Genomic DNA, 22142 nt, shown 5'->3' with positions numbered 1-22142 from the left:
CGGGCCCCACGGGGGAGCCAGGGCGAAAGTGCTCAGTGGTAGCCTTGCCACCCGATGAATCTCCGCACCAAGATCGTTGCGCTGGCCGTTGCACCTTTGCTCATCGCACTGGTGCTGGTGGCCCTCGCGGTGCGCCACCAGGAGCATGACCTCGCCCAGCGCGAGCGTGCCCTCATCGAGCGCAGCTACATGGACCAGCGCCGCAGCGAGCTGCGCAGCTATGTCGAACTGGCCGTGAGCAACCTGCTGCCGCTGTACGAATCAGGCCAGGACGACGAAGCCACCCGCAACGAGGCCCTGCGTCGCCTGGCCTCGCTCAACTACGGCGACGACGGCTACTTCTTCGTGTACGACCTGGAGGGCAACTCCCTCATGCACTCGCGCCAGCCCGAGCTGGTCGGCCAGAATTTGTGGGAGCTGCGCGATTCGCGCGGCCGCTACACCATCCAGGAGCTGATAAAGGGCGCGAAAGAAAACGGCGGCGGCTACGTCGAGTACGAATGGCGCAAGCCGTCGAGCGCGCAGATGGCGCCCAAGCTCGGCTACGTGACCGCCATGCCGCGCTGGAACTGGATGGTAGGTACCGGCCTGTACCTCGACGATATCCAGTCGACCATGGACACCCTCGACCGGCAGATGAACGCCAACGTTACCGCCACGCTGTTGTGGATTGCCGGCATTGCCGCGCTGTGCCTCGGCGTGGTCAGCGCCGCCGGGCTGCTGCTGAACCTGAGCGAGCACCGCACCGCGGAAGCCAAGCTGCGCCTGCTCGCGCGGCGCGTGGTGCAGTCGCAGGAAGAAGAGCGCGGCCACCTCGCACGCGAACTGCACGACGGCACCAGCCAGACGTTGGTGTCGGCCAAGCTGCTGATCGAATCGGCAGTCGAGTCACTCGACCGCCAGCGGCAGCCCACGCCGCCCGCACTGGCCAAGGCGCTGCAGCGGCTCAACGATTCGCTGATTGAAGTGCGCCGCATATCGCACCGCCTGCGCCCCGCCTTGCTCGACACCCTGGGCCTGCCCGCCGCGCTGGAACGGCTGGTCGACGAGTTCAGGGAAGAGGGAGGCGTCGACGCGTCGATGATGATGGGCGGCGAATCATTCGAGCTGCAGCCCGAAGTGAAGACCGCGCTCTTCCGCCTGACGCAAGAGGCGCTGACCAACGTGCGCAAGCACGCGAATGCACAGCACGTGAACATTGCGCTGCACTTCGACGAAGAAGAAGGCGTGCGGCTCGAAGTGAGCGACGACGGCACCGGCTTCGACATACAGGCCGTGCAGCTCGACCCCCGGCGCGGCATTGGCCTGCGCAACATGCGCGAGCGCATGGAAGCCATTGGCGGGCGGCTCATCATGTGCAGCAACGCCGGGCGCACATCCATCGAGGCCGAAGTGCCGACCCGCAGCGCAAGGGCTGCCGAAGAAGCGCCCGCATCCATCACATGACGACGACCAAGACCATCAGGCTTTTTCTTGTCGACGACCATCCGCTGGTGCGCGACGGCCTGCGCGCCCGGCTCGGCTCCATGCCCAACCTGGAGATCGTCGGCGAGGCCGGCAGCGCTGCCGAGGCGCTAGCGCAGGTAGACAGCGTGCAGCCCGACCTCATGCTGATGGACGTCGGCATGAAGGACATGAACGGCATCGAGCTTGCGGCCCTGCTGCTGCAACGCCAACCCGCAACGCACATCGTGATGCTCAGCATGTACGACAACCCCGAGTACGTCCAGAAGGCCCTGCAGGTGGGCGCGCGCGGCTATGTGCTGAAAGACGCGCCCGCGGCCGAGATAGTCGCGGCCATCGAGGCCGTGTCGGCCGGCGGCACCTTTCTGAGCCCGGCCGTGTCGAAGAAGCTGTTTCGCACGCAGGAGCCGCGGCCGCTGCTAACGCCGCGTGAGAGCGAGATTCTTTCGGCGCTGGGGCGAGGGGAGTCGAGCAAGCAGATTGCCCGCGACCTGGGGCTGAGCGTGCGCACGGTGGAGGCGCACCGGCAGAGCATCAAGCGGCGGCTGGGCATCGAAGGGCAGGCGGAGCTCATCAAGTACGCGGTGGAGCATGCGCGTGAGTTTGGGCAGCGCTCGTGAACTTCAGCGACTGACTGTCAGAGCTTTGTGTATTGGCGCTGCCGCCCAGCGAATACCTGAGCTATTCGAGAAATTCTCGGCAGAAGTTTCTTCCTGCGCCGGGCTGGTTTTCTCTACAGTGAATGCCCCTGTGATTGAACGACCCGCTATGTGGGTGAGGAAGGCGGCATACACAACCAACACCAACAATCGGATGAATGAATGAACCGCTTCGCTTCACGGCGGGCCATTGGTGCGACATGCATCGATGCGAACGTGAGGCACAAAAGGCGACGGTCAAGGTGCGCGAACACCTTGACCGTCTAACCAAGTGACGTGCAATACCTTAGAAGGAGCACACCAATGGCTGAACGAATTATGGCCGGGCCCGCAAGGCCGGCATCTGCGGACGCGACCACCACGACACGGGATCCGTCCGATCTTCTTGAGAACAAGCTGGAGCAGTTGAACTCACTGCTGTGGTGCTTCTACGGTGCCGGGGATGGATGGTTCCAGGAGGCGGGCGAGGCGCATCGGGAGAATCTGCTTTGGATTGCTTCTGATTTGGCGCGGGAGGCGGTGGAGTTGTTTCAGGAGAGTGGGGGTGGGTGACGAGTCTTGGCATTAGATGCTTCGTCGCATTTATGGCTGTTTCAGACGGCTTAGCGTCGCTGAGCGGAGGGGCAAAGCAATCACGCTAAGTTTGATTGAGCCTGCTCAATCGAACTGCCCCTTGGCGGCCATGCAAGGAAAACCCCTAGAGAGGGTCAATTGAATGTTGATAAAAGCATATTCTCAATACTGTTTTTATCGACATGGCCCATTTCGTCGTCACTTTTCGCATCGGCAACGATTCCAGCTATCAAGAACGGTACGAATCATTCATGGAGAAGATTCATCTATTGGCTGGTGGCGTCGGCTCTTCTTGGGAGGAGACCACATCATTCGTCGCCTTCAAAGCAGCTGGAACCGCGGAGAGCATTCGCGACGAGCTCTATCTGAAGACAAAGTTCTCCGAACTGAGCGACGTAATGGTGGTCATTGATGTAGGTGCGAGGAAAAAAGCTACCAAGGGGGCGATCAAGTACCCGAATACGCTCTCCGGTGCATTGGGTTTCTGACTCGAACCAGATTCCTGCGATCCGATCAACGGTAGCGTCTTACAGGAGTTGCCGACGTTTCCTAGAGCATGAATAGCGGGGCCAAGAAGCGTGGCGCCGGACTGGAAAGGAACGAGATCTGCTCGCTTGCACGGTCCTCTCTGCTAGCGCTTTGAGCGCTGAAAACCACTAAGCGAGAGGCTCGTCGTCATTTCGTCACAACACTCGGGTGACCTTATGCCACTTGAATCAATTTTTAGTTTTCTGACCTATCCGCGCCGCAATCGACCGGATGAGCCACTTGGTCCGGGCGCGCGGATTCCGGTCGGAAATGACAAGCTGAGTGGGATGCTGAGAGGAGTCTTTGATAACGCAGGGCGCGATTGTGTCGTCCCAATAATGTTCACTTCGGACGGTGCGCAGCGAAATTCGGTTCGCGAGGAACTCCTGAAGTTAGTGGCTAGGCCTGCTCTGCGTACGGCGACTTCTCTAGCTGCTAGGCTTCAGAAGTCGACCTCGGGGCAATCGGGTATGGGTCTTCTCTTTGTTTGCCTAGGCGACGACTTAGGGCGCCGGAGGGTTGTGCTATCTCGTTTCCCGGCCGATGAAGGGGTTGTCGCTGAGCGGGCCCCGACGCGTCTCACCGTGCAATTTGTCGAACAGGTTTTCCTAAAGAGTGCGTATTCCTACAAAGCCGCGACATACGTAGCTACGGGACGAGCCGATCAACTGTGGTCCGGGCATGTTGTGGACCGACAGATCAACGCAGGTAGTAAGGCGGTCGCAGACTACTGGATCATCGAATTTCTGCGTTCGGAATTTGCCACTACGGCAGCCGCCGGTACTAAGCGTCTCGCTACTGCGCTGAAGGATGCAATCGCTTCTACAGCTTCGGTCAACGTAAAGGCCCAGATCGCGGCTGTTGCACAGCTCGCGAGCGGCCTGCCGCGCCACATGATGACAATCTCCGACTTCTGCGATCGGTTCAATTTCTCACAGGAGACCAAGGAGGCTGTGCTCCGGAAGGTTAATCCTGCTCGGCTCGTCGACGACCGCTTTCAATTCGACTCGGCCGAATTTGGGCGGCATATCGCCTACAAGCAGGTAGAGCTAGACAACGGCGGGGTTCTTACTGCTCCTGCAGAAAAATTCAGTGAAGTCTTTGAGGAAACGAGGCGGAGAGGTGGTGAGGAGCGAACCTTCAGTACCACAGGTCTTATCGTTGATGAGCGGCTAAAGAAAATCAAATGACGAACGATGAAATGCTCATGGAATACAAGGCGCGCTATGCCCAGATCTTGGAGCCACTTGCCGCGCGGCTTGTCATGCAACTGCAGGACCATTTAAAGGGGATCCCACGCGTCGATCGCATCACCGCACGCGCAAAAAGTCCTGATCGATTTCTCACTAAGGCCAGTCGCACCGAAGACGAAGGCACTGTCAAATACGCCCAGCCCTTCGAACAGATTCAAGACTTGGTTGGCGCGCGTGTGATCGTCTTCTATAAGCAGGACGTCGATGTGGTGAGTGCGACGATTGAGCGGTATTACAAGTCCATCGAACTTCGCACACTAATCCCAGAGTCTGAGCGCGAGTTTGGCTACATCGGCAAACATTTCGTGCTCGCTTTTCCAGAAGATCTCTTCGGCGACGCCGACGATAGAGGCCGAGCTCCAGTGTTCTTCGAGTTGCAAGTAAAGACGCTGTTCCAGCATGCCTGGAGTGAGGCTGAGCATGATCTATCGTACAAGCCTGCGGTACCCTTGACAAAGTTGCAAAAGCGCCAAGTCGCGCTTACGGCGGCACAGGCTTGGGGATCGGATCAGCTCTTTGCGCAGATGCATACAGAGTTGAATGGTGCACCACCAGCTGTTGGCTGAATGACCAGCGCCGCCGGCGAGAAGGCGAACGTCAAGTGACGGGAGAACGAGCGCCTGTGAGTTCTATTTCTGCGGCGATTCAATGCCAAAGCTCTAGAGACACACGTAGATGCTAATTGATCATCGCTCAACGTACATTACAGTCATGCGCGGATGCCCGCTTCAGACTGAGAGTGGGCATCGGTATTCGACACTTAAACCATCCCCTTCGGGTTCGCCTTCTGATCCGAGAAAGTCGCGGGTACATAGCTCGATCTGCGGCTGAATTCGTTTGCTCCAATGCCTACTCGCTCAACCTCTGTCCTTCCTCCCCCAGCATCATGGCAGGAGTTCGAAGTCTTGGTGCTTGCCGCCGCAAAGCTCAGGTGGCGCTCGCCAAATTTTTACGGCAATGGACGTCAAGGCCAAAAGCAGAACGGTGTCGACGTTTGGGGTGAACCTGCACTCGGGAGTCGAATTGGTTTGCAGTGCAAAAATGCTGTCAGAAGTAGTCTCTCGCTAGACATCGTGAACAACGAAGTTGCGAACGCAGGTGAATTTACGCCCGCTCTTACCGAGATATACGTCGCCACGACGGCACCGCGCGACGCAACATTGCAAGCTGCAGTAAGGCAACTGTCTTTCTCTCGTGAGCAACAGGGACTCTTTAAGGTTGCCGTCTTATTCTGGGAAGACATCTCTGGCGATTTGGCAAGCGATCAGCAGGTGTTCGCAACGCACTATCCGCAGTTCGTTCCGACAGCCCCATCACCTCCTACAGATGATCAAGTTCGTCTAGGTGCGTTCCTAAACCACTATGGCACTCTCGTCACCTATCTGTTTCATGCTGGCGGAGAGATTGCGTTCAGTATCGACGAACCTCGGTTTGCTGAACTGACTGAATTGTCATGGCCGGATTGGAAATTCGAATCGCTAGAGCCACATGTATCAAAGCTTCAGCAGGATTTGATGTCAGGGTTGATAGCCGTCTACAACAACTACAACGCTGGAAGTTATGACGACATTGGACGATCCATTAGATGGCGGCAGGAACAGCCCAATCAAGCAGAAGAGTTGAATCGACGCAGAAAGCAACTCGACAGATTGATCCAAGAGATTTGGGCGACGTTTCTTCGATTGAAGAATTTGCGTAGTAAAGGCTCCTGAGGCTGGCTTGCCGCAACGGCGCTGGCGAGCAGAAGACGTCAGCCACTGAATGCCGAGACCGGCAGATGCGACTCGCCGGTTTGCGCCGCATGTCGTCGCACGCGTCTGATGAGATCAGGAAGGCTCATTGCACCAGTCAGTACGAGAAAGACGTGGTTGGAGTCCAGAAGTAACATCGTCGTCTTCTTACCGGATGCCTCACGGATTGCCACTGATGAGTAGCCGGCCATCGACACGAATACGCCCATGGTGTTGTCCGCCTTGCTCTCAATCTTGCTTCTGAACACGTCAATGTCAGGCGCACCTCCCTGATCGTTCGTGAACTTGAGCTCAACGAGGTATGTTGTTCCATCCACAGTGATCGAGCCGTCGATCTGACGGCCAGCCACCACGTACGGTCGTCGATTCTCGATTTCAGCGAATGTCAGTAGATCGTAGAACCACTCTTGGAAGGCATAGCCGCCAGGCGCCGTACCCATCTGCGGGTGCAGGTCTGCTAGTCGCTGCATCAGCTTTTGAAGATCCATGCTCTCGCGTTGATGAGCCGCTTTCTCGGCCCGGCCCTTCTCCTTGGCCGCTTCAATTTCTCGCTCACTTCGGATCTTCTCGTCCTGCGTCTTGATGAGCGCCTTTAATTCCGCCACTGCTTGCTTCGCCGCCGCGGTCTTTACGTCGGAGTCTTCCCAATTCCGTAGGTCGGGAAATGTCGTTTGTTCGGCCAAGGCCGTCGCCATCTCGCCAATGACGACTTTTCCTTTGTCGCTTCGCTGCAATGCAGCAAATGTCCGATCGAGAAACACGCGTTTTGATTCCTCTGTTGGCCACGTTGATAAGTGGGCCTCACTGACGTGGCAGTCACGTAGAAACTTCCGGAGCGCTTCTCTTCGCCAGAAGGACTTCAATGTCGCTTCGAAGGTGAGTTGAACAAGGTGCGGGGTAACGAGAAGTGCCATACCGCGAATTGTGCTTCTGACGGCTGCGCTACACCACAGCAGAATTTCTGAAGGGCCGCTTGCGACTGCCTTTCTCAACGCCTTTGAGACTTGGGCGAGTAGAGTACGGCCCGCTCGAACAGGCCGTTGTCGATCTGCATCGCCATTTCGCGCATCTGCCAAGCTTATTGCGTCACTATGTGCGGATGAACTCGTGTTCCTCTTGGAATTTGGTGCGGGTGCGGGTGCGGGTGCGGGTGCGGGTGCGGGTGCGAGGATCGGGGAATTTCCCTCAACAACGTTGAGAGTTTTGATTTGAGCGAATAGGCTTGAGTGCAGACGTCGTCCGACGACAGGCAAGCATTCGAACAACCTTGCCCGTGTCTTTCACATCACCTCCTCCAAGTACCACTCGAATGCCTGACCTTCTCAGCAGCCCTGCCGCCGACCGCAACAAACAGCCCATCCTCGATGCATTGACTGGCATCCTTGGTGAACGCGGGACCGCACTAGAGATCGCATCTGGCACAGGCCAACATGCCGCCTGGTTCGCAGCAGCAACGCCCCGATGGACTTGGCAGCCCACCGACGCAGATGCACGAATGCTTCCCGCGCTTGCAAACCGAGTCGCAGAAGCCGCGCTACCCAATCTCCACCCGCCGCTCCTGCTCGACGTGATGGCCCCTCAATGGCCATCGCAGGGCCCCGCGTTCACCCAAGAAGAGAAGTTCGACGCGATCTACTGCGCCAACATGCTGCACATCGCACCTTGGGCCACATGCGCCGCCCTGATGCAAGGGGCCGCGCGGCATCTGCTTCCTGGCGGGTTGCTCATCACATACGGGCCTTACTTCGAAGATGAAGTCCCAACGGCGCCGAGCAACCAGGCGTTCGACGAAGACTTGCGCGCCCGAAATCCCGCATGGGGCATTCGTCGTCTGGAGGACGTGGCAGCAGAGGCGCACCGATCAGGCCTCGCGTTGCGCGAGCGGCATGCGATGCCCGCGAACAACTTGCTGTTGGTCTTCGGCCTCCAGTGAATACAGCGTACCGGTGTCTCCACGGTGCAGCCTGGAACGCCGCCGAGTGGTTGTGCCTGGAGCACGCGCGTATGGCATTGAGCCTTTATTTCTTGGCTAAAGCATGGTGATACAGAGGGAGAGGGGTTGAGCTCTGTGCGACGATGCCCCCGAAGTTCCACTTGCAATTTTTCCGCAAGAGGGAGTAATTTCTAGGCCGTTTCAGCTTCACCGTCATTCCTTGGAGATAGGCTAGCCTGCCAAGCTGAAGTCCTTGCCTTGCAAGGCTTCGAGATCCAAATAATCACCAGGGAGAATTAATGCCTACGTTCGCAACGCTTTGGGCCAATCATCCAAAAATCAAAGGTGACGATACCTTGTTGGATGAAAAGGTCTACACAGACCAATGCGCGATCGATGTCGGTGCAGCCTTTATTCGATCAGCTATGGACATGAGGTCCTTCAAAGGGGTCTATTCATGGCAAAAGGACAAGCCCAGGTATCCGATACGAGCACAGGAGCTCGCAAACTGGCTTGATTCCCCGGCAGCAGGGTTGATGCATCGAACTGAAAAGTACTTGGGCAAGGAAGGGTTCGAAAAGATTGCCGGCCGCACAGGGATCATCTTCATCCAGAACTACTGGGGAGAGGGCAGACAGGGCGACCACATTGATCTATGGAACGGTTCCCGCTTGACGAAGTTCTCTTCCTGGTTTCGTATTCATTGGCACTTGTCGGTCGAAGGATGGGCAACCGATATGAGGAAGGCAGAAGCCATCTGGTTCTGGTACGTGCCATGAACGTAGTTCTTCGGATTCTCTTCATCGCCGGCGGCGCACTACTGCTTGGATTCCTTTCGAACGTCATCTTGGTCGGCATCGGTCATTGGTATGAAATGAAGGTGGCACGCAGTGAGTACGACCTCTCCGATGCCTTCATGATTGCCGTGTTCGTGCAGGCACTTTGTGTTGTTGCCGGCGGATTGATTGGCAACTGGCTGTACCGGCGGTGGCGCAACAAGAAAGTCCCGAAAACCGACTGATGAAGAGAAGAAGTTCGACGCGATCTGCTGCGCCAACATGCTGCACGTCGCGCCTTGGGCCGCATGCGCCGTCTGGAGAGCGGGACGACAGAGGCACGCCGATCAGGCCTCGCGTGGCGCGAGCGGCATGCGATGCCCGCGAACAACTTGCTGCTGGTCTTCGACTTCTAAGGCCGCGGTGCAATCCGAACGAAAGGTGGGTTTGCCGTTGCAGACCCTTGGCTGCATGCCGCTACCACGCTATCGCAAACTGAACGTACAAGAACAAAACGCCTTGGTCGAAGATGCGATCCGTCGAGAAGCCATGCACTGGCGGCAGAACGCGCTCCCCGAAGCACTCAAGGTCATTGGCCTTGAGCGAGGTGTTCAGTGGGAGAAATCCATCGTTGTTGATCTGGATATCGACTTCCCCGGAATGCCGAAGCTGTGCGGCTTGCTGCTCACGCAAGACGAGAGGTTCGTGGACTTCGAGATCGACACCGACACGACTTATGGGGTCGTTGAATCGGTGGAAATCTGGGAAGACGTGACGGCGATTCAGAACACGAACCCGCGCAACCGCGGAATTGGTGCGGGGCGTGGAGCGATCGCAATCAAGGTGCTGCGGGCACTCAACAGTTGAAAGTCAGACTCCTCGCAACATGAACACGATGCGCCTCGAAGGACAGAACTTTGCCGAACTCAAAGCGCCCACGGATGCGCAAATTCGGCGGAGAGTGCTCGCACTCCAGAGCACAGGAAAGCACTCATACGCATCGCTGACGAGCGAAGACGGAAGCTACGTTCAAGTTGCGGGTGGCCGGGCAACCTGCATGGTGGAGAGGTTCGACCCTGCAACCGGGAAGCGGGAGAGGGCGTTTCACGACAAGCCAAACCCGGCTTTCCCGGATGGAACCTTGCTTGTATTTGGTGCGGGTGAGCTGACGCTCAAGTCCGATGAGTGGTTTGTGGCAGATGCGGTCGTGGAGATATTCCTGTGCTTCAAGGAGCGTCGCCAATATCCGGATACCGTGTCTTGGCGTGCTGCGCCGGGCTTCTGACGTGCTGCACTGAAGCCGAACACTGCAGGCTGTCGTTGTCCGCGCTTGGGGCGGACCCGCATCGATGCGATACACGCATGCGCGCAAACCCGTGGCGACGCGCCATGGTCTTCTCAATACCATGCGGCTTGGGCGCATTGCCGCCCGTCCGACAACAACTCAGACAGGCGACAAATGGCAACTCCAGATTCCCGCAGGCGCAGCGCATCGATCAGCCTGGCCGCATTGGCCACCGCAGCCGCACTCGCCGGATGCGCCTCTGTCAGCGAGCCCGCAATCACGCCCGCCCAAACGGCCCAGGCGCAAGCCGCGTGCACGGCGCTGCAAGACATGAAGATCGCGGCCTCCGCTATCGGCAAGCCGAGTTCGGGCGCGGTCGTTCAATCTGCGAGCTTCGTCCCCGCCAATGCCGCGGACAACCCCAATGGCGAGTACTGCGCGGTCAAGGGCGTCGTGCTGCCCGTGAGTGCATCGGCGCCCAGCCTCGAGTTCCAGGTCAACCTTCCCACCGCATGGAACCGCCGTGCGCTGCAGATGGGCGGTGGCGGCTATGACGGCACGCTCGTCACTGGCCTGGGTGCCTACACCGCGCAGCCCAACGGCACACCCAACGCGCTGCGCCAAGGCTATGTCACGCTGGGCAGCGACGGCGGGCACAAGGGCACGGGCAACTTCGACGGCAACTTTGCGCTGAATGACGAGGCGCTTCTCAACTACGGCCAGCAGTCGGTGAAGAAAACGCACGACGTGGCGCTGGAGATCATCCGGCAGCGCTATGGTGCGGCGCCACGGCGCTTCTATTTCATTGGTGGATCGCAGGGCGGGCACGAGGCTCTCGATGCCGCGGCGCGCTATGCCGCCGACTACGACGGGGCCATTGCCAACTACCCGGCGTACAACATCACGATGCTGCAACTGGCGTCGCTGCATGTCGGCAAGGCGCTGTATGCCAACGGCGGCGCGGGCTGGATGAACCCGGCCAAGAAGACGCTGCTCGTCAATGCGGTGTATGCCGCCTGCGACGGGCTCGATGGTGCCAAGGACGGGATCATCGGCAATGTCGCGGCCTGCAACGTGGTCTTCAACATCGACAAGGTGAAGGCCTCGCTGCGTTGCGTTGGTGGCGCTGACAACGGCGACTTCTGCCTGTCCGATGCGCAGATCGCGGCCGTGCGGCAGATCGCATCGCGCTATGACGCGGGGTTTGCGGTTGCGGGGCAGCAGGTGTTTCCGCGCTGGCCGGTGCTCGAAGGTGCGGTGTTCTCGGTGTCGTCGTTCGGCGCATCGCGCGTGCCATCGAACCCGCCGGCCGCCACCGATGCGTTGCTGTTCTCCATTGGCGCGGCGCACGCCAAGTATTTCGCTACGCGCAACCCGTCGCTCGATGCGCTGCGCTACGAGCCGGCGCGCTACAGGGCACGGCTGCAGCAGCTGGGCAGCATCACCGACGTGACGACGGTGAGCCTCGAAGCCTTCCGCGCCAGGGGCGGCAAGCTGATCCTCACGCATGGCACGGCGGACGATTTCATCAGCCCCTACAACACCGAGGACTACTACCGTCGCCAGGTCGCCGCCTTCGGCCAGGCGGGTGTCGATTCATTCATTCGCTTCTACAGCGTGCCGGGCTTCGGCCACGGCATGGGCCCGTACCGGCTCGGCTATGACGGGCTCGCGGTGCTCGACAACTGGGTCGAGAAGGGGCAGGCGCCTGAAACGATTCCCTCGGTCGACAACAACCAGAACGCCAACCGCTCGCGGCCGATGTGTCGCTGGCCGGCATGGCCGGTGTTCACGGGGGCGGCGGGTGCGTCGATGAACGACGCGGCAAACTTCAGCTGCAGGGCGTCCTGACATCGTTGGTACTTTCCATCGGGTCTTGTGCTCGAGTTTCGTGCACCATCGTGCATCGATCACGATGTTTCACTTTTGAAACGCATGCGTGTCTCGATCCCCCGGTGGGGCGTTTAAAGTTCGAGCCCGGTGCGTTTTCGCGTCACGGACTTTTCCCCCAACCGTTTTACTGATTGAAGAAAGAACCCCCGTTTTGAACAAGACCGACCTCATCGCCGCTATCGCCACGGACACGAACCTCAGCAAGGCTGACGCCGCCCGCGCGCTCGATTCCGCCATCGACAACCTGTCGCGCGCCCTCGCCAGCGGCGACACGGTACAACTGATCGGCTTCGGCACTTTCGCCGTGGCAAGCCGCCCCGAGCGCACGGGCCGCAACCCGTCGACCGGCGAGCCGATGACCATCAAGGCCAGCAAGGCGCCCAAGTTCACCGCCGGCAAGGCGCTGAAAGACGCTGTCAACACGCCTGCAGCAGGCCAGTAAGCGCTTTTTCCTCTCTTCCCTCCGTTGCGTCGGCGCAGCAGCGCGGGCCTCGGAGGGCCTCATCTTCAGGAAGCCGTCGCATTCCGCGCTAGAGTTCGTGCACGTTCACGAGCCCAGCCATCCGACATGTACGACGCGCCTGTGCCATCAACGCAACAATCCCGCACATTGCAGCAGTGGCTGCTTCGGCTCCTTTTCACAGGGGCCTGTCTTCTGGTTCTGGGCTGTGCAAGCCCATCGGGGCCACGACAAGGGCCAGGGCCCGCCGTCAGCAGCACGTTGACGGACGAACAATCGAACAGCGTCGCAATCCATGCACTCGGCCTTGTTGGCACGCCGTATCGCTATGGCGGCAACACGCCTGATGGCGGCTTCGATTGCAGCGGGCTCATCGGCTATGTGTATCTCAACAGCGTGGGCGAGTCGCCGCCGCGCACAGTGGCGCGGATGAGCGGCTTCGGCAGCCCGGTGTCGATGTCCGAGCTTCGCACGGGCGATCTCGTGCTCTTCGGCTCATCCACGCCGTCGCATGCGGGCATCTATGTGGGCGGAGGACGCTTCGTGCATGCGCCATCGACTGGCGGCGTCGTGCGGCTCGATCGGCTGGACGGCGTCTATTGGTCGCGCCAGACGGTGCAGGCGCGGCGGCCTTGAGTCCGGCAAGCATGTCGGCAGCATCGTTCACCCTCACTCCGACAGACTTCGCGCGCCTTCAGAAGGTCGTCGGTCGTCGCGTTGGCCGCAAGCCGGGTTTGTCGTCCACCCTGTTCATGTTGCGCGCGGCGGTATGGGTGGGCGTCGGATTGCTGGTCGCGGCGTACGTGCGCGTGCTGGACGACTACGCCGAGCTGCCGCATCTCCGGTTCATGGCGTACCTTGTGATGATCGTCTTCCTGCTGCTGGTGTCGCTGCCCCATGTTTCCCAGGCGCTCTGGCGCAAGTACATGTTCGCCCCCAATGGCACGTTTCTCTCGCCCCAGACCGTCAGCATCACGGACAGCGCGCTGACGATCCAGTCCGCAACGATGCGGTCAGAACTTCTGTGGGCGGGCTTCATGGCCCGCGAGGAAGACGACGTGAACCACTATCTCTTTACCGATGAGATGCAGGCGGTCGTGCTTCCTCGTTCTGCCACTGCATCGTTTGCCGACGAGTTCGAGCGCCTGACTTCGCATCTGAAGAACAAGCCCTGAGGCAAGGGCCTTGCTTCGGTTGACTCCGGCCTCAGCTGGCCTTGCCGCGACCGCTCTTCTTCGGGCTTTCGGCGCGCGGGCTCGCCGCACTTGCTGCTGCAGCAGCAGCGCCATTCAACTGATCGACCCACGACAGCGCATCGACATACGACATGAACCGGTTCAGGTACTCCGGCGACAGGTCGCGCATCAGCGTGAGCGAGCGGTGCACGAGGTGATGCGAGTTGAGGGGGCCGGCGTTCTCGGGCACCTTTGCCAGTGACTGCGTCAGGCGCCGGTCGGCGCTGAGCTTGGACCAGGTGCTCTTGAAGTAGCGGATCGACTTCAGTTCTGTGGAGGGCGACGAGGCAGAAGAGGCAGAAGAGGTGGCGGGCGTCGCCTTGCCTGTTGCGGCCGGGCTGTCATCCATGACCGGCGCGTGCTGGGCGATGTGGTCGACGAGCGCGGCGAGTGCACCGCGTTCAGTCGTTGCTGCTTGCGCCTTCGCAACGTCCGCAGGCGCCGCTTTCTCAAGATCCTCGCCATACGCCATCAGCAGTGCGACCACCTTGTCGTCGAGCATGCGCCGCGCGTCACCGCCGTGCGCTGTCGCGCGCCTGGCCATCGCCTCGATGACACGAAAGCGCACAGGGTCGAAGCGCTGATCGCCACGCGCGATCGCTGCGGCGACCATCGCGCCGGTGTCGCGGCAAGTCTCTTGATCAGTCACGGGGCTTCGCGTTGGCGTTGGAAGGGCGCGGCGTCGGCGCCATCTCCACACGCCGGTTCTTCGAGCGCCCGTCGGCATCGGCATTCGACGCCACCGCCTGCTCGGAGCCGAATGCTGCCGCAAAGATCGACGACGACGGAATGCCGGCGTCGATCAACGCACGAGTCACCGTCAGCGCACGCTGGGCCGACAGCTCCCAGTTGTCTGCAAACTGGCGTGCGTTGTCGCGCATCTGCCGGTCGTCGGTGAAACCGCTCACCATCAGGATCTCGTCTCGCGACTTGAGGTACGCGGTCAGCGGTGCAGCCAGGCTTTTCAGCAGTTGCCGGCCTTCGGGCTGCAGCTCCGCGGAGTTGAAGGCAAACAGCACGCTGCCGTTGATGCCGATGCGCCCGTTGGCCAGTGTCACGCGGCCGGCCGCGAGCGGCCCTGCCAGGGCCTGTTCGAGCGTCTGCAGGCGCTTGGCCTCGGCCTGACGTTGCTTGACTTCGGTTTCCAGCTTCGACGCAAGCTCCAGCTGCATGCCCAGCGCGCACACCAGGATGAGCACAAAGGCCCCGAGCAGCCCGGCCATCAGGTCGCCGAACACCGCCCACACCGGCACGCCCGGCTCGTCGAAGCTGGCGTCGAGCTCTTCGCGCATCATGCTTCGCTGTCCACCGGTGCTTGCTGCTGCCTGCTGGCGATCTGCTGCATGTCTTCGACGATCTGCTTCTGCGACATGATGCTCAGGTCGATCACTTCACGGGCCTGCGCCACGTAGTAGGCCAACTGTTCATCGCTGCGCGCAATGGATTTGCCCAGCGCGCCTTCGATGCGCTGCAGGTGGCCCACGAGCTTGTCGTTCGACTGGCTGAACATCTGCACGGCAAGGCCGAAGGCTTCACCCAGGCTGGCCACTTCGACGGCGCTGCCAGTGATCTGCGCGGCAACGGCGGCCATCTTCTCGGACTCGGCATCGGCCTTTTCAGTGAAACGGCTGCCGACGCGCTCCAGCAGGTCCGCCGATGCGGACACCAGCGTGTCGATGGCTGTGCGCTGTTCGGTGGACGCGTGGTTCACTGCATCGAGCAGGGTGGCCAGCGTTTCGAGGATGCGGCTGCGTTCTTCCAGCATTGCGTTGTCGCGCGTCATGCTGTCGGCGAGCTTCTGGCGCAACTCGGTCACCACTTCGGCTGCGGCACGGGGTGCTTCGGCGGCAGCTTGCAGGAGCTGCGCGATTTCGGCCACGGTGTTCTTCGCATGCGCCTCGGTCTGTGCCGTCATGTCGCGTGCGGTCTGCGCCACTGTGTCGAAGAGCTGCTGCTGCTGGCTTGCGTTGTGTGCGTTGACCTGTTGCCATTCCTGTTGCAGCGATGCGGCCATGGCCGTGAGCGATTGCGTCCATACCGAGAGGCGTTGCTCGTCGCGCGATGCCATCTGGGACATCACTTCGGCCGCGGCCTGCGGTGCTTCAGCTGCGGCTTGCAGTAGCTGCCCGATCTCTGCGACGGTGTTCTTTGCATGCGCTTCGGTCTGTGCGGACATTTCGCGCGCGGTCTGCGCCATGGTGTCGAGCAGCTGTTGCTGCTGGCTCGCGCTGTGCGCGCCAGCTTGTTGCCATTGCTCTTGCAGCGACGCGGCCATGGCTGTCAGCGATTGCGTCCACGCCGAGAGGCGCTGTTCGTCGCGCGATGCCATTTCGGTTTGCAGCTTCGCGTGTGCCTGGTCCACGGTGCTCAGCAGCGATGCGGAATGCCGCTCGAAGGTTGCAGCGGCTGCCGACAGGGCTTGGTGCGAATCGCCCGACAGCTTCTCGCTGACGCGCTGATGCTGCGCGAGCGCGCTACCCCAGGTGTCCGACACGCTGCTCACGGTGCTTTCGAGGCGGGCGGAAACGCTGTCTACCAGCGCGGCCGAGCGTTGCTCGAAGGTCTGCGCGAAATGATCGTGCGAACCGCGCAGGTCTTGCGACAGCGCCTCGGTCGTGCGCTGGTGCTCGGCAAGCGCGGTTTTCCAGGTGTCGGCCACGCGGGTGGTGGTGGCCTCGAAGCGGCTCGAGAGGCCATCGAGCTGCTGCTGCACGGTTTGCGAAATGGTGTCGTGCAGTGTGGCCGTTTCGCGCGCGATGCCGGCCATGGTGGCCTCGACGACAGGCTGTATCGCCGCGCTGGCGACGCGTGCGCTTTCGGTCAGGCTCTGCTTCAGCGACTGGTCGACGGAAGAAGCGAGGCTGCCGTACACGGCTTCGGCCTTGCTGTGGAAGTGGTCCTGGCTGCTGACGAGGCGTTCGTTCAGCGCCTGGGTCTGCCGCTCCATCGCGTGCATCATGGCCTGCAGCTGGCCGACCAGCTCGGGCATGACGTGGGCCTGCTGCTGCAGCAGCTTGAACGACTCTTCACGCTGATGGCTGAGCGAGAAGACGCGCAGCACGGTCGCGATCTTCGTGTCGAGCATCTGCCCGGCCTGCAGCCGCTCGCGCCGGCTCAGTGCCGAGGCAAGGCCCAGCATGGCCGATGCGGCCACGCCTGCCACCGAGGTGCCGAAGGCCAGCCCGAGGCCCTTTACGGGGGCGGAGAGCGAATCGCGAATGGTCTGCAGGTCGGTCGAGCTTTCCAGCGCCAGGCCGGTGCCCTTGAGCGTGACCACCATGCCCACGAAGGTGCCGAGCATGCCAAGCAACACGAGGAAGCCGGCAAGGTAGGGCGTCATCGCTGGGCCGGGCAGGCCGACGCGTTCGCCCTCGATGCGCAGGCGCACGGCGTTCTGTAGCGAAGGGTGCAGCTGGCCGAGCCATGTGCCGAGGCTCTCGGGCGGGGAAGAGAGGTCTGCCACGGCGTGCGTCAGCGTGGCCGTGGCCTGCTGAAAGCGGTGCAGCTCCAGCGCGCCCATGATGTAGAACGCGCCGACGATCACGGTAACGGCCAGCGCCAGCGGGTTCGTGCCGATGTATCCGGCGCCCACCCAGCCAACGACGGCCAGGCCTGCGACAAAGACAGCGTATTGAAGGAATCGGGTCATGTAGTTCTGGTGGCCTGGGTGCGAAGGGCTTCGAGCAGCCCTTCGACCGGTTGAAATCGAAAGTCCAGTTCGGCGAGCAGCACGTCCTGGGCGTCCTTGCGGAACACGGCCAGCCACGCTTCGTCGGGCTGGGCACTGTTGTCTTTATCTGTCTCTGGTTCGCCGTCCGGCAGGTCCGGCACGTCTGGTGCCTGGCTGGCTTTGCGCAGGCGCTCGAAGTGCTTTTCGAGGATGCCCGGCACGGCCGACAGCAGGCTGTGCTCTCGCGCCTCCAGCACCTGCGCCATGACCACGTCCACGGACGCGAGCCGGGCCATGGACGGCGACTTTGCCGCCAGCGCCGAGCGCAGCCGGCTGCGCAAAGAGCCGACGCCTGCTTCCATCGCCTGTTGCCGGGCGAGGTAGCGTCGGCGATAGGGGGTGAAGTCTGGCGTTGCGTCCTTGCTGGTGCCGAAGGTGGTGTCTTCGACGATGGCGTTTGCCAGCGCGGTTCGCACGCGTTGGCATTCGCTTTCTTCGGTGTTGCGGGGAGCGCGCGTGCTGGCCTGCGTGGTTGCCGGTGCGCCATCGAGCGCTGCTGACAGCGAGATGGCATCGGTCCAGCCGAACCACTGGCTCAATCGGTCAGCGGTGGGTTGCGCGGGTTCGCGAGCGTCGATGTCGGTCAGTCGTGAAAGCAAGCGAATGAGCGCCGAGCCGTTGAAACCTGTGCGCCTTGAAACTTGCCCCATAACCTCCTGAACGCGCTTGAACGCACCTCTTCGAAAAACCTCGCAGTCTACAACAGGGCCCTCTCTCGAAGGCCTCCCTGGCGGCCTCGCCCGGCCTCGGCTGTGTAACGAAATGCCAGCTTTTTCATTTTGTGCGCGGCGAAGTTACGTGCTCGGGCCGCACGCCCATTCCCACGGCCCGCGCCGGCAGCCTGCGTAGGAGCGGCCAGCGTGCCAGCAGCCGCAGCGGCCAGGGCACGTGCCCAACCGTGGCCGTCAGCTCGCCGTGGAGCACTGGCATCAGCACTCGGTCTTGTATGAGGCGCTGCACGGCCTGCGTCACGCGCACGGGCCATTCCCTGCGGCGCTGCAGCTGGGGCAGCAGGGTGTCGATTTCCTTGTCGGTCGCCGCGCCGGCCAGCGCTGAGGCCAGCAGGTTCGCGGCGGCCACCGCGTCCTGCACGGCGAGGTTGATGCCGACGCCGCCCACCGGCGACATCGCATGCGCGGCATCGCCGATGCACAGCAGCCCGCGGCACGACCAGGCCTCGAGGCGGTCGACCGTTACTTCGAGCAGCTTCACCGCGTCCCAGTCGGGTAGCGCTTCAGGCAGCCGCGCGGCGAGAAAGGGCGCGATCTTGCCGATCGCTTCATGGAATGCCCCGATGCCCCGGGCCTGCAACGCATCGTGGCCGCCCTTGGGTATCACGAAGGCGCATTGCCAATAATCGCCGCGGTTCAGTGTCACCAGAAAGCGCCCACCCGCGACGTGGCCCGCGGTGGCCGATGGGTCGCCGGCCTGCCTGGGAATGGCCATCCACAGCACGTCGATGGGCGCGCCATAGCTGATGTGCGGCAGCGCGGCGGCATCGCGCAGTGCGGAGTGCCGGCCGTCGGCCGCCACCACCAGCGAGGCGTGCAGCTCGACATCCTGCGGCTGGCCCGCGCGGCGGCCGCGCCGCACCTTCACGCCGTTGACGCGGCCCTTGTCCTGCAGCAGGCCGATGGCCTCGGCATCTGTCCACAGTTCGAAGCCCGGGTAGCGCCGGGCCTCGTCGCACATGAAGTCCAGAAACTCCCACTGCGGCATCAGCACGAGAAACCTGCTGTGCGCGGGCAGATGGGTGAAGTCGGCCACGGGGATGCTGCGGCCTTCGATGGTGGCGCGCAGTTCCTCGATGCGGTCGTGCGGGCGCTGCAAAAAGGCTTCGAGCAGGCCCAGCTCGTGCAATATCTCCAGCGTGGACGGGTGCACCGTGTCGCCGCGAAAGTCGCGCAGAAAGTCGAGATGCTTTTCAAGCACGACGACGGGCACGCCGGCCCGGGCCAGCAGAAGGCCCAGCACCATGCCGGCAGGACCGCCACCTGCGATGCAGCAGCGTGGTTGTGTGTCCATGGCTTCTATCTTTTCGCTCCCTGATGACGGGCTCGATCTTCGCGCGTGGTCCGGTTCATGCATGTAGGCCCGCAGGCATTGCACAGCGGCCCGGCGCTTGCCGTATCCGGGTTTTCCATTACGCAAAGCCACGCGCCCGCCCCGCGCAGTCCGACGGATGCGCCCGCGCCGCAGCCCGGCAAAACTCCTCGGGTCAATAACGAGGAGACATCCGCATGCACAGCATCCGACGCCATCTGGTGTGGCTGGTCGTGGCCGTGGTCGGCGCTTTCGCGCTAGGCACCGTGGCCCTGACCCGAGGCGAAAGCGTCAACGCCCTCTGGGTGGTGGCCGCCGCGATCTGCACCTACCTGATCGCCTACCGCTACTACAGCCTCTTCATCGCCGACAAGGTGCTGGGCCTGGACGGCAACCGCAAGACGCCGGCGCACCGCCACAACGACGGCCTCGACTACGTGCCGACCGACAAGAATGTGCTGTTCGGCCATCACTTCGCGGCCATCGCAGGGGCCGGTCCGCTGGTGGGCCCGGTGCTCGCCGCGCAGATGGGCTACCTGCCCGGCCTGCTGTGGATCCTGGCCGGCGTGGTGTTCGCCGGTGCGGTGCAGGACTTCATCATCCTGTTCATTTCCACGCGGCGCGACGGCCGCTCGCTGGGCGACCTAGTCAAGCAGGAGATGGGCGTGGTGCCCGGCATGATCGCGCTGTTCGGCACCTTCATGATCATGATCATCATCCTCGCGGTGCTGGCGCTGATCGTGGTGAAGGCGCTGGCCGAATCGCCGTGGGGCACCTTCACGGTGGCTGCGACGATTCCGGTGGCGCTGTTCATGGGCGTGTACCTGCGCTACATCCGACCGGGGCGCATCGGCGAGGTGTCGCTGATCGGCTTCGTGCTGCTGATGCTCGCCATCTTCGGCGGCCAGGCCGTGAGCCAGAGCGCCGAATGGGCGCCGCTCTTCACCTTCGACGGCAAGGCGCTCACGTGGATGCTGGTGGGCTACGGATTCATCGCCGCGAGCCTGCCTGTGTGGCTGCTGCTGGCGCCGCGTGACTACCTGTCGACCTTCTTGAAGATCGGCACGATCATCGCGCTGGCCATCGGCATCGTGTTCGTGATGCCCACGCTGCAGATGCCGTCCATCACGCAGTTCGCGCAGGGCAACGGCCCGGTGTGGTCGGGCAGCCTGTTCCCGTTCTTGTTCATCACCATCGCCTGCGGCGCGGTATCGGGCTTTCATGCGCTGATCTCCTCGGGCACCACGCCCAAGATGCTCGACAACGAGCGCCACGCGCGCTTCATCGGCTATGGCGGCATGTTGGCCGAATCGTTCGTTGCGGTGATGGCGTTGGTTGCGGCCTCGTGCATCGAGCCGGGCATTTACTTCGCGATGAACAGCCCCGGCGCGCTGGTCGGCACGACCGCGCAGCAAGTGGCTGCCACGGTGTCGAGCTGGGGCTTCGTGATCACGCCCGAGATGCTGGTGCAGACCGCCAAGGACGTTGGCGAAACCACCATCCTCGGCCGCGCAGGCGGCGCGCCGACGCTGGCCGTGGGCATGGCCCACATCCTCCACCAGGTGATCGGCGGGCAAGCCATGATGGCCTTCTGGTACCACTTCGCGATTCTGTTCGAGGCGCTGTTCATCCTCACGGCCGTGGATGCCGGCACCCGCGCGGGCCGCTTCATGCTGCAAGACCTGCTGGGCAGCTTCGTGCCCGCGCTCAAGCGCACCGATTCGCTGCCGGCCAACCTCGTTGCCACGGCGCTGTGCGTTTCGGCCTGGGGCTACTTCCTGTACCAGGGCGTGGTCGATCCGCTGGGCGGCATCAACACGCTGTGGCCGCTGTTCGGCATCTCCAACCAGATGCTGGCCGCTGTTGCGCTGATGCTGGGCGTGGTCGTGCTGTTCCGCATGAAGCGCGAGCGCTATGCGTGGGTGGCCATTGCGCCGGCAGCATGGCTGCTGGCGTGCACGCTCACGGCCGGCTGGCAGAAGATCTTCTCGGCCGACCCGAAGATCGGTTTTCTCTCGCACGCCGCGAAGTACACCGACGGCATCGCCAACGGCGTGCTGGTGGCGCCGGCCAAGACGCCCGAAGCCATGTCGCGCATCGTGTTCAACGACCGTCTCGACGCGGCGCTGTGCGCGCTCTTCATCTTCGTGGTGCTGAGCGTGCTGGTGTACAGCGTCAAGGCCTGCCTCGCGGCGCGTGCGGCCAACCGGCCGACCACCAAAGAGACGCCGTTCGAGCCCGTGGGCGCAGCAGCCGCAACGGCTGCCCACTGATGCCATGGGCCTCGCATTGCCGGAAGCCGGGCGCTACTTTGCGCGCTCGCTCAAGCAGTCGCTGCGGCTCATGGTCGGGCTGCCCGACTACGACGCCTACCTGACGCACATGGCGGCCACCCACCCTGACCGGCCGCCGATGAGCTACGAGGCCTTCTTCCGCGAGCGGCTGGAGGCGCGCTACGGGGCGGGCAAGGGGCGCTGCTGCTGAGCCTGGCGCGGCATTGCGTTACAGGTCTTTCCGATCGAAGCCCCGTCTCTAGGGATGTACGGGCCGGTTCCCGGG

At 62.1% G+C, this 22142-nt stretch carries 24 protein-coding genes and 1 pseudogene; 19 read left to right on the top strand and 6 right to left on the bottom strand.

Going from position 1 to position 22142, the window contains the following annotated elements:
* Positions 1-54 precede the first annotated feature (54 nt).
* From ACTG4X_RS26225 to ACTG4X_RS26195, 7 genes are all read left to right on the top strand, one after another.
* Positions 55-1446 carry a cache domain-containing protein gene (locus ACTG4X_RS26225; protein WP_258353454.1) on the top strand — a complete coding sequence of 464 codons (1392 nt, stop codon included), beginning with the start codon at positions 55-57 and terminating at the stop codon, positions 1444-1446.
* Entirely contained in the window at positions 1443-2084 is a 642-nt protein-coding gene (locus ACTG4X_RS26220; protein ID WP_097198409.1) for a response regulator transcription factor, read from the top strand. The genes ACTG4X_RS26225 and ACTG4X_RS26220 overlap by 4 nt, the downstream gene beginning before the upstream one ends.
* A 342-nt stretch (positions 2085-2426) precedes the next feature.
* Positions 2427-2675, top strand: a complete 249-nt coding sequence (locus tag ACTG4X_RS26215; RefSeq protein WP_440532295.1) for a hypothetical protein — start codon at positions 2427-2429, stop codon at positions 2673-2675.
* 203 nt (positions 2676-2878) lie between these two features.
* Complete coding sequence (locus ACTG4X_RS26210) at positions 2879-3184, top strand: hypothetical protein (RefSeq protein WP_440532294.1); 306 nt, start codon at positions 2879-2881, stop codon at positions 3182-3184.
* A 624-nt stretch (positions 3185-3808) separates the two neighbouring features.
* Positions 3809-4414 carry a hypothetical protein gene (locus tag ACTG4X_RS26205; RefSeq protein ID WP_440532293.1) on the top strand — a complete coding sequence of 202 codons (606 nt, stop codon included), beginning with the start codon at positions 3809-3811 and terminating at the stop codon, positions 4412-4414.
* The gene (locus tag ACTG4X_RS26200) at positions 4411-5043 is read left to right on the top strand and encodes a GTP pyrophosphokinase (RefSeq protein ID WP_440532292.1); all 633 of its coding nucleotides are present in this window, start codon (positions 4411-4413) and stop codon (positions 5041-5043) included. The genes ACTG4X_RS26205 and ACTG4X_RS26200 overlap by 4 nt, the downstream gene beginning before the upstream one ends.
* Before the next feature lie 339 nt (positions 5044-5382).
* Positions 5383-6189 carry a hypothetical protein gene (locus ACTG4X_RS26195; RefSeq protein WP_440532291.1) on the top strand — a complete coding sequence of 269 codons (807 nt, stop codon included), beginning with the start codon at positions 5383-5385 and terminating at the stop codon, positions 6187-6189.
* A 38-nt stretch (positions 6190-6227) separates the two neighbouring features.
* On the opposite strand, the gene ACTG4X_RS26190 is transcribed toward ACTG4X_RS26195, so the two are convergent.
* A complete protein-coding gene (locus ACTG4X_RS26190; protein ID WP_440532290.1) occupies positions 6228-7142 on the bottom strand; it encodes a restriction endonuclease in 915 nt (304 codons plus the stop codon).
* Between the two features lie 395 nt (positions 7143-7537).
* Between ACTG4X_RS26190 and ACTG4X_RS26185 the strand changes: the two genes are divergently transcribed.
* The 10 genes and pseudogenes from ACTG4X_RS26185 (at position 7538) to ACTG4X_RS26140 (ending at position 13750) form a co-directional block, all read left to right on the top strand.
* Positions 7538-8161, top strand: coding sequence for a DUF938 domain-containing protein (locus tag ACTG4X_RS26185; protein ID WP_440532289.1), 624 nt, complete (start codon positions 7538-7540; stop codon positions 8159-8161).
* Positions 8162-8460: 299 nt separating this feature from the next.
* A complete protein-coding gene (locus ACTG4X_RS26180) occupies positions 8461-8940 on the top strand; it encodes a type VI secretion system amidase effector protein Tae4 (RefSeq protein WP_093058075.1) in 480 nt (159 codons plus the stop codon).
* Complete coding sequence (locus ACTG4X_RS26175; protein WP_093058076.1) at positions 8937-9182, top strand: hypothetical protein; 246 nt, start codon at positions 8937-8939, stop codon at positions 9180-9182. Before ACTG4X_RS26180 ends, ACTG4X_RS26175 begins: the two co-directional genes overlap by 4 nt.
* Before the next feature lie 4 nt (positions 9183-9186).
* A pseudogene (locus ACTG4X_RS26170) lies at positions 9187-9353 on the top strand (DUF938 domain-containing protein); the annotation flags it as partial.
* Between the two features lie 31 nt (positions 9354-9384).
* The gene (locus ACTG4X_RS26165; RefSeq protein ID WP_440532288.1) at positions 9385-9804 is read left to right on the top strand and encodes a hypothetical protein; all 420 of its coding nucleotides are present in this window, start codon (positions 9385-9387) and stop codon (positions 9802-9804) included.
* A gap of 19 nt (positions 9805-9823) precedes the next feature.
* Positions 9824-10222 (top strand): hypothetical protein, encoded by a 399-nt coding sequence (locus ACTG4X_RS26160; protein WP_440532287.1) that lies wholly within the window; start codon positions 9824-9826, stop codon positions 10220-10222.
* Between the two features lie 174 nt (positions 10223-10396).
* Entirely contained in the window at positions 10397-12073 is a 1677-nt protein-coding gene (locus tag ACTG4X_RS26155; protein ID WP_440532286.1) for a tannase/feruloyl esterase family alpha/beta hydrolase, read from the top strand.
* Positions 12074-12266: 193 nt separating this feature from the next.
* Positions 12267-12557, top strand: a complete 291-nt coding sequence (locus ACTG4X_RS26150) for an HU family DNA-binding protein (protein ID WP_093058078.1) — start codon at positions 12267-12269, stop codon at positions 12555-12557.
* A gap of 126 nt (positions 12558-12683) precedes the next feature.
* Positions 12684-13211, top strand: coding sequence for a C40 family peptidase (locus ACTG4X_RS26145; protein WP_440532285.1), 528 nt, complete (start codon positions 12684-12686; stop codon positions 13209-13211).
* 11 nt (positions 13212-13222) lie between these two features.
* Positions 13223-13750, top strand: coding sequence for a YcxB family protein (locus ACTG4X_RS26140; RefSeq protein WP_440532284.1), 528 nt, complete (start codon positions 13223-13225; stop codon positions 13748-13750).
* Positions 13751-13781: 31 nt separating this feature from the next.
* Here ACTG4X_RS26140 and ACTG4X_RS26135 read toward each other — a convergent pair whose 3' ends face one another.
* The 5 genes from ACTG4X_RS26135 to ACTG4X_RS26115 all read right to left on the bottom strand — a co-directional run bounded on the left by ACTG4X_RS26135 (position 13782) and on the right by ACTG4X_RS26115 (position 19565).
* Complete coding sequence (locus ACTG4X_RS26135) at positions 13782-14423, bottom strand: DUF2894 domain-containing protein (RefSeq protein ID WP_440534426.1); 642 nt, start codon at positions 14421-14423, stop codon at positions 13782-13784.
* Positions 14424-14451: 28 nt separating this feature from the next.
* Positions 14452-15102 (bottom strand): OmpA family protein, encoded by a 651-nt coding sequence (locus tag ACTG4X_RS26130; protein WP_440534425.1) that lies wholly within the window; start codon positions 15100-15102, stop codon positions 14452-14454.
* On the bottom strand, positions 15102-17459 hold the full coding sequence (locus tag ACTG4X_RS26125) for a DUF802 domain-containing protein (protein WP_440532283.1): 2358 nt from the start codon (positions 17457-17459) through the stop codon (positions 15102-15104). The genes ACTG4X_RS26130 and ACTG4X_RS26125 overlap by 1 nt, the downstream gene beginning before the upstream one ends.
* The gene (locus ACTG4X_RS26120; protein WP_101952297.1) at positions 17456-18190 is read right to left on the bottom strand and encodes a DUF3348 domain-containing protein; all 735 of its coding nucleotides are present in this window, start codon (positions 18188-18190) and stop codon (positions 17456-17458) included. Before ACTG4X_RS26120 ends, ACTG4X_RS26125 begins: the two co-directional genes overlap by 4 nt.
* Positions 18191-18314: 124 nt before the next feature.
* A complete protein-coding gene (locus ACTG4X_RS26115) occupies positions 18315-19565 on the bottom strand; it encodes an FAD-dependent oxidoreductase (protein WP_440532282.1) in 1251 nt (416 codons plus the stop codon).
* Between the two features lie 215 nt (positions 19566-19780).
* Here ACTG4X_RS26115 and ACTG4X_RS26110 point away from each other — a divergent pair, with 215 nt between their 5' ends.
* Positions 19781-21856 (top strand): carbon starvation CstA family protein, encoded by a 2076-nt coding sequence (locus tag ACTG4X_RS26110; RefSeq protein ID WP_354339256.1) that lies wholly within the window; start codon positions 19781-19783, stop codon positions 21854-21856.
* A 4-nt stretch (positions 21857-21860) separates the two neighbouring features.
* Positions 21861-22067, top strand: coding sequence for a YbdD/YjiX family protein (locus tag ACTG4X_RS26105; protein WP_093058085.1), 207 nt, complete (start codon positions 21861-21863; stop codon positions 22065-22067).
* Positions 22068-22142: the final 75 nt, after the last annotated feature.

The sequence above is a fragment of the Variovorax sp. YR566 genome (assembly GCF_051992195.1).
Taxonomy (GTDB): Bacteria; Pseudomonadota; Gammaproteobacteria; order Burkholderiales; family Burkholderiaceae_C; genus Variovorax.
This window is presented reverse-complemented; position numbering and strand designations above follow the sequence as displayed.